General features: G+C 56.3%; 10 protein-coding genes. 8 read left to right on the forward strand and 2 right to left on the reverse strand.

From position 1 onward, the window contains the following. The first annotated feature begins 171 nt into the window (after window positions 1-171). On the forward strand, window positions 172-681 hold the full coding sequence (locus AC1DVH_RS22095; RefSeq protein WP_477755603.1) for a disulfide bond formation protein B: 510 nt from the start codon (window positions 172-174) through the stop codon (window positions 679-681). Window positions 682-1,231: 550 nt separating this feature from the next. Here the strand turns inward: AC1DVH_RS22095 and AC1DVH_RS22100 are convergent. Beyond that, on the reverse strand, window positions 1,232-1,492 hold the full coding sequence (locus AC1DVH_RS22100; protein ID WP_218480045.1) for a hypothetical protein: 261 nt from the start codon (window positions 1,490-1,492) through the stop codon (window positions 1,232-1,234). Window positions 1,493-1,519: 27 nt separating this feature from the next. On the opposite strand from AC1DVH_RS22100, the gene cyoA reads away from it, so the two are divergent. The 7 genes from cyoA to AC1DVH_RS22135 all read left to right on the forward strand — a co-directional run bounded on the left by cyoA (window position 1,520) and on the right by AC1DVH_RS22135 (window position 7,970). Further along, the gene (cyoA, locus tag AC1DVH_RS22105; RefSeq protein WP_115948065.1) at window positions 1,520-2,464 is read left to right on the forward strand and encodes a ubiquinol oxidase subunit II; all 945 of its coding nucleotides are present in this window, start codon (window positions 1,520-1,522) and stop codon (window positions 2,462-2,464) included. Between the two features lie 3 nt (window positions 2,465-2,467). Beyond that, complete coding sequence (gene cyoB, locus AC1DVH_RS22110) at window positions 2,468-4,498, forward strand: cytochrome o ubiquinol oxidase subunit I (protein WP_477755604.1); 2,031 nt, start codon at window positions 2,468-2,470, stop codon at window positions 4,496-4,498. A 3-nt stretch (window positions 4,499-4,501) separates the two neighbouring features. Beyond that, window positions 4,502-5,128 (forward strand): cytochrome o ubiquinol oxidase subunit III, encoded by a 627-nt coding sequence (locus tag AC1DVH_RS22115; RefSeq protein WP_046040171.1) that lies wholly within the window; start codon window positions 4,502-4,504, stop codon window positions 5,126-5,128. Next, entirely contained in the window at window positions 5,129-5,476 is a 348-nt protein-coding gene (gene cyoD / locus AC1DVH_RS22120; protein ID WP_223459110.1) for a cytochrome o ubiquinol oxidase subunit IV, read from the forward strand. A gap of 11 nt (window positions 5,477-5,487) precedes the next feature. Beyond that, window positions 5,488-6,375: a heme o synthase gene (gene cyoE, locus AC1DVH_RS22125; RefSeq protein WP_477755605.1), complete on the forward strand. Its 888-nt coding sequence runs from the start codon at window positions 5,488-5,490 to the stop codon at window positions 6,373-6,375. 520 nt (window positions 6,376-6,895) lie between these two features. Beyond that, window positions 6,896-7,534: a DUF6036 family nucleotidyltransferase gene (locus AC1DVH_RS22130; protein ID WP_477755606.1), complete on the forward strand. Its 639-nt coding sequence runs from the start codon at window positions 6,896-6,898 to the stop codon at window positions 7,532-7,534. Continuing rightward, the gene (locus AC1DVH_RS22135) at window positions 7,518-7,970 is read left to right on the forward strand and encodes a hypothetical protein (RefSeq protein WP_477755607.1); all 453 of its coding nucleotides are present in this window, start codon (window positions 7,518-7,520) and stop codon (window positions 7,968-7,970) included. The genes AC1DVH_RS22130 and AC1DVH_RS22135 overlap by 17 nt, the downstream gene beginning before the upstream one ends. Before the next feature lie 101 nt (window positions 7,971-8,071). Here the strand turns inward: AC1DVH_RS22135 and AC1DVH_RS22140 are convergent, their stop codons facing one another. Next, window positions 8,072-8,350: a DUF3077 domain-containing protein gene (locus AC1DVH_RS22140; RefSeq protein WP_477755608.1), complete on the reverse strand. Its 279-nt coding sequence runs from the start codon at window positions 8,348-8,350 to the stop codon at window positions 8,072-8,074. Window positions 8,351-8,798 lie beyond the last annotated feature (448 nt).

Below are 8,798 nucleotides of genomic sequence, written 5' to 3' on the forward strand. Positions count from 1 at the left end.
TGTAGGAGCTGCCGGAGGCTGCGATCTTTTGATCTTTCTGGTTAAAAGTTAATCCCTCCTTAACCGTCCTGTCGTCTATTCCCTGCGACATCCCCCTTGCTACGCGCCAGCTCTCAAAGATCAGGCCAGCGTGTAGACTGGCGGGCAATCGAAATTTTCAAGGGAAACGCGATGAGCGATGAATCCATGCGGTTGGGGCGTGAACGGCGCTACCTGGTGTTGTTGGGCATCATTTGCCTGGCGCTGATCGGCGGCGCGCTGTACATGCAAATTGTTCTGGGCGAGGCCCCTTGCCCGCTGTGCATCCTGCAGCGTTATGCGTTGCTGCTGATCGCGATCTTCGCCTTCATCGGCGCCGCCATGCGCGCCCGTCGCAGCATCACGGTGTTCGAAACCCTGGTGGTGATCTGCGCACTGGCAGGCGTCGGCGTTGCCGGGCATCACGTCTATACGCAGTTCTATCCGGCGGTCAGTTGCGGCATCGATGTGCTGCAACCGATTGTGGATGACTTGCCGCTGGCGAAGATCTTTCCGCTGGGTTTCCAGGTCGATGGTTTCTGCTCCACGCCATACCCGCCGATCCTCGGTCTGTCGTTGGCACAGTGGGCGTTGGTCGCCTTCGTGCTGATTGTGGTGCTGGTGCCTTTGCTCACGTCGCGTAACCGCAAAGCGCTGCGCTGAGGTCATCTGTCGGCAGGAATTGTCGGACAAAAAAGCCCCGGTCCTTGAAGAGAGGACCGGGGCTTTTTTGTCTTGCTCAGCGCATTTCAGAGGCCGGGTAAAAAGACCGTGATGTGCGACAGCCAAGGGTGCGACACATGTGCGACATGTTGTCACAGAGTCAGTGTCGCAGGGCGTTCGAAGAGGCCGGATTGGTACATGGAAACGTAACGAAATTGGGCTGTTTTGCAGGCTTGCGGTTTTTTCCATTGCGAACGCGAGCAGGCAGTTTTAACAGGGTCTGGCGAATGGCCGAAGCCCCCGTCATATCGGGCTCCGGGCAAGGTAAAGGGCAGTGAAGAGGGGGCCGATACTGTCTGAACTGTGGGTGGAAGACCTACTTATTGTGGTGTTTTTGTTGAGAATTAATTTCGATAAGATGCGCCACTTTTGCGAAAACGGTTAATGATTGTTGCCGGTTCGGATAAAAATTATTTCGGGATGAGACATGGTTTATACAACGTTACATATCTACAATCGCCCGCACTGAATCCCCGGCACTGCTCAAATCTTAACCAGACGTGAGCAGAAACAGGGTGTCGAGAGGTCTGGTGGCTTCATGCGATGCCCAGGTGTCGGAGCCTCCAACTACCCGCACCAAATGGAATTGGTCTGTAACAAGGCCTTTGACCACGAATTCGAATAAGAACTCACCGCAGGCCCGGGATTTGTCGTACAGCGTCTGACGCACGACGGGCATGCCCTTATTCAATCCAAGAAAAATGCCAACCCTTGGCAGGGTGAAGTGTTGGCGATCAAAACCCAACTGCATTGCGCAAGCTGCTTTAGAGGTCGTGAGATGAGTAAAAACAGGTACCCCAGACTACTAGGCTTATTGCCGCTGATCGGCACGTTGTTGCTGTCAGGCTGCAACATGACCTTGCTCAATCCCAAGGGCCAGGTTGGTCTGGACGAGCGAAACCTGATCATCACCGCAACGCTGCTGATGCTGTTGGTCGTGGTGCCGGTCATCGTCATGACCTTCCTGTTCGCCTGGAAATACCGCGCGTCCAACACCAACGCCACCTACACCCCGAAATGGAACCACTCCACCAAGATCGAGATTGCGGTGTGGGCTGTTCCAGTGCTGATCATCATTGCCCTGGGTTACGTCACCTACAAGTCGACCCACGCACTGGATCCGTACAAGCCGCTGGAATCCGACGTCAAGCCTGTGACCATCGAAGTGGTCGCGCTGGACTGGAAGTGGCTGTTCATCTACCCGGAACAAGGCATCGCCACGGTCAACAAGATCGTGTTCCCGGCGCACACCCCAGTCAACTTCAAGATCACTTCCGACGCCGTGATGAACTCGTTCTTCATCCCAGCTCTGGGTGGCCAGATCTACGCAATGGCGGGCATGCAGACCAAGCTGCACCTGATCGCCAACGAGAACGCTGAAATGGACGGTATCTCCGCCAACTACAGCGGCGCGGGTTTCACCGGTATGAAATTCAAAGCGATCGCAACTTCCCAGGAAGATTTCGACGCCTGGGTAAGTGAAGTCAAAAAGGCACCTAAACAGCTTGAACAAGCTGAATACGCAGCCCTTTCCAAGCCAAGCCAGAACAACCCAGTCGAGCTCTACTCCTCGGTTACCCCAGGCATGTTCCAGGCCATCGTCGACAAGTACGAAGGCATGAAACCGGGTCCTAAGGTCAAGCACGAGAAAGCAGAGAAAGAAGTGGCCCAAATGGAAGGGATGGACATGAGTTCGCATTCAGCTGCCGGGGCAGAGGAGTAAACGATGTTTGGTAAATTAAGTTGGGAAGCGATCCCGTTCCACGAACCGATCGTGATGATTACCATCTCCATGATCGCGCTCGGTGGTCTGGCGCTGTTCGCTGCAATCACCTACTTCAAGAAGTGGACCTACCTGTGGACCGAGTGGCTGACGTCGGTCGACCACAAGAAAATCGGCGTGATGTACATCATCGTCGCCATGGTCATGCTGCTGCGCGGCTTTGCCGACGCCATCATGATGCGTACCCAGCTGGCCATGGCCACCGAGGGTTCGCCTGGCTACCTGCCACCTGAACACTATGACCAGATCTTCACCGCTCACGGTGTGATCATGATCATCTTCATGGCGATGCCATTCTTCACCGGCCTGATGAACCTTGCAGTGCCGCTGCAGATCGGCGCGCGTGACGTTGCCTACCCGTTCCTGAACTCCCTGAGCTTCTGGCTGCTGGTTTCCGGCGTGGTGCTGATCAACCTGTCCCTGGGCGTCGGCGAATTCGCCAAGACCGGCTGGGTTGCCTATCCGCCGCTGTCGGGCCTGCAATACAGCCCTGGCGTGGGGATGGACTACTACATCTGGGCGCTACAGCTATCGGGCCTGGGGACAACGCTGACGGGGGTCAACTTCCTGGCCACCGTGCTGAAAATGCGTACCCCTGGCATGAAGCTGATGGACATGCCGATCTTCACCTGGACCTGCACCTGGGCCAACGTCCTGATCGTGGCTTCGTTCCCGATCCTGACCGCTACCCTGGCACTGCTGACGCTTGACCGTTACATGGATTTCCACATTTTCACCAATGAACTTGGTGGCAATCCGATGATGTACGTGAACCTGTTCTGGGCGTGGGGTCACCCTGAKGTGTACATCCTGATCCTGCCAGCGTTCGGTATCTTCTCCGAAGTCATCTCGACCTTCACCGGCAAGAAACTGTTCGGCCACCACTCGATGGTCTACGCATCGGGCGCAATCTCGATCCTGGGCTTCATGGTTTGGCTGCACCACTTCTTCACCATGGGTTCGGGTGCCAGCGTCAACGCCTTCTTCGGTCTGGCGACGATGCTGATTTCCATCCCGACGGGTGTGAAGCTGTTCAACTGGCTGTTCACCATCTACCAGGGCCGTCTGCGTTTCACCAGCCAGGTGCTGTGGACCCTGGGCTTCATGGTGACCTTCGCCATCGGCGGCATGACCGGCGTACTGCTGGCCATCCCGGGTGCTGACTTCGTTCTGCACAACAGCCTGTTCGTGATCGCGCACTTCCATAACGTGATCATCGGCGGTGCGGTCTTCGGTTACATCGCCGGTTTCGGTTTCTACTTCCCTAAAGCGTTCGGCTTCAAGCTGCACGAAGGTTGGGGCAAGGCAGCATTCTGGTTCTGGATCTCCGGCTTCTTCGTCGCGTTCATGCCGCTCTATGCACTGGGCTTCATGGGCATGACCCGTCGTCTGAACGCCACCACCAACCCTGAGTGGGTGCCGTACCTGTACGTTGCCATGTTCGGTGCGGTGATGATCGCCGTAGGTATCGCTTGCCAGCTGATCCAGCTGTACGTCAGCGTGCGTGACCGCAACAAACCGGAAAACATGTGCGAACACGGCGATCCGTGGAATGCACACACCCTGGAATGGTCGACCTCGTCGCCACCTCCGTTCTACAACTTCGCCGTGCTGCCAAAAGCCGACGTTGTCGACCMGTTCACCGAAGCCAAGGAAAACGGCACCGCGTACAAGGCCCCGGCCAGGTACGAACCGATCCACATGCCAAACAACACCGCGACCGGTGTGGTCATGGGTGCTCTGTTGACCGTGTTCGGTTTCGCGATGATCTGGCACATCTGGTGGCTGGCAATCGCTGGCCTGGCCGGCACCGTGATCTACTTCGTGATCCACGCGGCCCGTGATGATCAAGGCTATATGGTGCCGGTCGACGTGATCGAGCGCATCGAAGCCGAGCAGCACAAGCGTCTGGTAGCGGCAGGGAAAATCCCGGCCACCGCCACCCGTGTTGAAACCTCGTTGGAACAGGCTTAAACCATGTCGAACTTAGTGACCAATGCTGGACACACCCATGTCGATGGACATGGGCATGATGACCATCACCACGACTCGGGCGAGATGACCGTATTCGGTTTCTGGCTCTACCTGATGACCGACTGCATTCTGTTTGCGTCGATCTTCGCGGCGTACGCGGTACTGGTTAACAACGTAGCGGGTGGCCCGTCGGGCCACGACATCTTCGAACTGCCATACGTACTGGGCGAAACCGCTCTGCTGCTGTTCAGTTCGATCACCTACGGCTTCGCCATGCTGGCGTTCTTCCGGGGTAACAAGAAGCAGGTCCTGGGCTGGCTGGCCATGACCTTCGTGTTCGGTGCCGGCTTCATCGGCATGGAGATCAACGAGTTCCACATGCTGATCTCCGAGGGCTACGGCCCTAGCCGTTCCGGCTTCCTGTCCGGGTTCTTCACCCTGGTCGGCACCCACGGTCTGCACGTGACCAGCGGTCTGATCTGGATGGCGATCATGATGTATCAGGTGCAGAAAAACGGCCTGACGGCGACCAACAAGACCCGTCTGAGCTGCCTGAGCCTGTTCTGGCACTTCCTGGACGTCGTGTGGATCTGCGTATTCACCGTTGTTTATCTGATGGGGACTATGTAAATGGCTAACGCAGCTCATTCCCAAAATGGCCATGACAGCCACGACGCCGGTCACGGCAGCGTCAAGTCCTACGGCATCGGTTTCATCCTGTCGGTGATCCTGACCCTGATTCCGTTCGGTCTGGTGATGTACCCGACGCTGCCGAAGTCGATCACCCTGATGATCGTCGTCGCGTTCGCAGTCATCCAGGTGCTGGTGCACCTGGTGTACTTCCTGCACCTGGACCGTTCGGCCGCGCAGCGTAACAACGTGATTGCGTTTGTCTTTGCCGCGATCGTGATTGTCCTGCTGGTTGGCTTGTCGCTGTGGATCATGTTCAGCATCCACACGTTCATGATGGCGAAGTGAGGTAGATCCGCATGTCCCTTAAGCACTTTATCCAAATCACCAAACCGGGGATCATTTTCGGTAACGTGCTTTCTGTGGCAGGCGGATTTTTCCTGGCCTCCAAAGGGCATGTCGATCTGGCCATTTTCCTGGCCGCCATGATCGGCACGTCTCTGGTGGTTGCCTCCGGTTGCGTGTTCAACAACTGCATCGACCGCGACATCGACCTGAAGATGGAACGCACCAAGAACCGGGTGCTGGTCCAGGGCTTGATCTCCCTGAAACTGGCCCTGATCTATGCGACCGTCCTGGGTGTCGCCGGCGTTGCCCTGTTGTACAAGGTGGCCAACCCGTTGGCCGCGCTGTTCGCAGTCATCGGCTTCGTCATCTACGTCGGCTTCTACAGCCTGTACCTCAAGCGCAAGTCGGTTCACGGCACGCTGGTGGGCAGTCTGTCGGGCGCCATGCCGCCGGTGATTGGCTACGTCGCAGTCAGCAACACCTTCGACATGGCCGCGCTGACCCTGCTGGTGATGTTCAGCCTGTGGCAGATGCCGCATTCCTACGCCATCGCGATCTTCCGCTTCAACGATTACCTGGCCGCATCGATTCCGGTGCTGCCTGTGAAGCGCGGCATCCAGGTGGCCAAGAAGCACATCCTGCTCTACATCCTGGCCTTCCTCGTGGCGACCTTGATGCTGACCTTCAGCGGCTACGCCGGCATGAGCTACCTCGCCGTCGCCGCGGCCATGGGCATGTACTGGCTGTACATGGCCTGGACCGGCTACAAGGCAGTGGATGACACGGTCTGGGCACGCAAGCTGTTCGTGTTCTCGATCTTCACCATTACCGCGTTGAGCGTGATGATGTCCCTGGACTTCAAAGTGCCGAGCGAGTTGCTGTTGACGTACGCGCCGTAAGCGTCGGACATGCTTTAAAGAAAAGCCCCGCCTTCGAGAGAAGAGCGGGGCTTTTTGTTGGGGGTGATTCTGGTGGACCGTGTTGCCGCCATCGCGAGCAGGCTCACTCCTACATTGGATTGAGTGCACACCGATCTCTGTAGGAGTGAGCCTGCTCGCGATGGCCGCGACGCGGACTAACAGGCGAATTCGATATCTGTCCGCTTAAGAAAAAATTGAGAAAATCCCAAATTATTAAGATTTTCTTGGCCCACTTAAGAAAAAATGCGCGGTCAGACCCAATAAATGGGGTAAGGCGGATGGTTCCGAGGTCTTGGGGGGATTTGTCATTGGGTTTCCATCTCCTGTGTTTCGTCCGTTGCCGCCATCGCGACCAAGCTCGCTTACGATAGGGCGACCTGACCGGCAAAAATGCCTACGGATTTGCCTGAGCTTTCCCACGAGTTTTTCAGGTTGAGGGTCGGAAGTTGCCTATCTAGCCTCGGGATGCCGTTATTACAAGCATCCCAGAGGATCTACGATGGAACTGCCAGAGGTAATCACCCCGCGTGTTAATACGAATACAGCGTTGGGGCAAGCTTTGATTTCGATGTTCAAATCTGTCGAAGCGGAACTGGAGCTTGAGAACGCAGGACCAGGGGCGGTCAAAATTATTCTGTTCGGTGGCTGCGCTGTTCACCTTTATACCCATCATCGCGTTTCCACCGACGTCGATGCCGAGATTTATGAGGCTCATGTTCCCGAAGGTTTACACCTGCAAACCATGCTCGCAGAGATACCCGAACAGTTTGTTGATGAGCGATCCGGTCGCTTGATGGAGCTGAACTACGACCTGCAATACAACACCAGTTTTGGCCCAATTCATGAGGACTATTGGGAACGGAGCCTTCCCTTTACAGAGTTCCCGGTTGAGTCCCCGCTGTACGTTCATATCGCGGCACCTGTCGACATTGCCATTTCCAAGCTGGGCAGAGCGACCGATCAGGACATTGGTGATATCAAGGCACTTCTCAGGGCTGGTTTCATCCTGACTACCGAGTTTCGTCGACTGGCATTGCAGGCGATTGATGTATATGTTGGCAACAAGGAGTCACCAATCTCCGTCCTCACGAATATTTTGCATGATTATCTGGAGAGCACAGATGACGAAGCCCCATAGCGGCCACGTCCTCTCATCCGCCTTGGACACGCTGGTAAAAAGACCTTTGAATCAAGCGGATGACGCTGCCTTGGTGAGCGCCGCCAAAGCTGTCTGGTACTCGGATTCAAATCTTGAAAGCGAGATAAGCGTTTTTTTGAATCGTCATTCTGACGAAGTGGAGGTTCGGCGTGCTGGCTATCTGCTCGAGCGATTCACTCGATTTACTTGCTTATCCGATCTCCGGGTGTCGGAAACTCTCAATGTCCTCGAGCTTTTTGCACATTCGACTTGCGTGCAAGCCGTGATGCTACAAGCCGTCACGCCACTGCGTCGACGCCGTGATGAACTTGCTGTCTCTTGGGGGTTGAGTGAGGGCCTCGGCCTAAAAGCCCAAACCCTCATGCCTTTTCAGACCCGGCATTACGAAGCTGAGCAGCGCGCCATGTTTTCCTGAGCTTTGGTTGCAGCGAATAGGCTGCATCGTTTGGCCCAAAAGTTGAAACGGCTTGCAGCGCAAAAGCCCCTCCTTTCGAGAGAACGGTGGGGCTTTTTCATTTACGCGCGGTTGTTACACGGTGCATCGAGCACCTTCACCACGTCATCGATGATTGCCTTGCTCATGTCCTGCAAAAAATGTGATGCCCAGGCGTGTCGGTCGGAGTCGCGAACCATGGCGGCGTCTGAGGCGAGCAGTTTCGCGAGGTGGAGCAGGTCGGAGGCGTGGTAGAGGGCTTCGGTTACCGGGACGCCGGCATTGATGCGGAACAGGGGTTCGTTGGCGTGGTAGGAGAAGGGGGTGAGGCCGATGGTTTTGAGGTCTTGGGGATTGGTCATTGGGCTTCACCTCCTGTTGGGCTGGAGGTGGAAGGGTATGACTGGTGTAGCAGACGGATCGATAGTGTTCATTTGTAACTCCTGCATAAGTGAAGCTGTCCCGTTCGTTATCAGGCGAATGGGTGGCAGCTGTGCGCAGGCTGATAAACCGGAGATGCAGGACCCGGCAGACCCGAAGGTCTCCCACACACAGCCGCCATAACACGAATACTCAGGCGTAGAAAAACGCCAACCATCGTGGGGCGCAGCTGCGTGGCATCTTACCCGGGTTATCAGGCCCGGTCGCTGAATTGGCAGCGACCGGGCGAAGTTAGCTGGCAAGGATGAGGTCGGCAATCGTAGCGATCTGGTGGCCGGGGATCTCATTGGGCACCGCAATCCCTGTGGGAGCGGGCTTGCTCGCGAAGAGGCCGTCACATCCAGCATCAATATTGCCTGACCCACCGCC

It is taken from the genome of Pseudomonas sp. P4_C3, assembly GCF_056402075.1.

Excerpts from the sequence above, each read along its gene's own strand:
- AC1DVH_RS22095 (WP_477755603.1), top strand. The coding sequence starts at position 172 with ATGAGCGATGAATCCATGCGGTTGGGGCGTGAACGGCGCTACCTGGTG.
- AC1DVH_RS22100 (WP_218480045.1), bottom strand. The coding sequence starts at position 1,492 with ATGCAGTTGGGTTTTGATCGCCAACACTTCACCCTGCCAAGGGTTGGC.
- cyoA (WP_115948065.1), top strand. The coding sequence starts at position 1,520 with ATGAGTAAAAACAGGTACCCCAGACTACTAGGCTTATTGCCGCTGATC.
- AC1DVH_RS22115 (WP_046040171.1), top strand. The coding sequence starts at position 4,502 with ATGTCGAACTTAGTGACCAATGCTGGACACACCCATGTCGATGGACAT.
- cyoD (WP_223459110.1), top strand. The coding sequence starts at position 5,129 with ATGGCTAACGCAGCTCATTCCCAAAATGGCCATGACAGCCACGACGCC.
- cyoE (WP_477755605.1), top strand. The coding sequence starts at position 5,488 with ATGTCCCTTAAGCACTTTATCCAAATCACCAAACCGGGGATCATTTTC.
- AC1DVH_RS22130 (WP_477755606.1), top strand. The coding sequence starts at position 6,896 with ATGGAACTGCCAGAGGTAATCACCCCGCGTGTTAATACGAATACAGCG.
- AC1DVH_RS22135 (WP_477755607.1), top strand. The coding sequence starts at position 7,518 with ATGACGAAGCCCCATAGCGGCCACGTCCTCTCATCCGCCTTGGACACG.
- AC1DVH_RS22140 (WP_477755608.1), bottom strand. The coding sequence starts at position 8,350 with ATGACCAATCCCCAAGACCTCAAAACCATCGGCCTCACCCCCTTCTCC.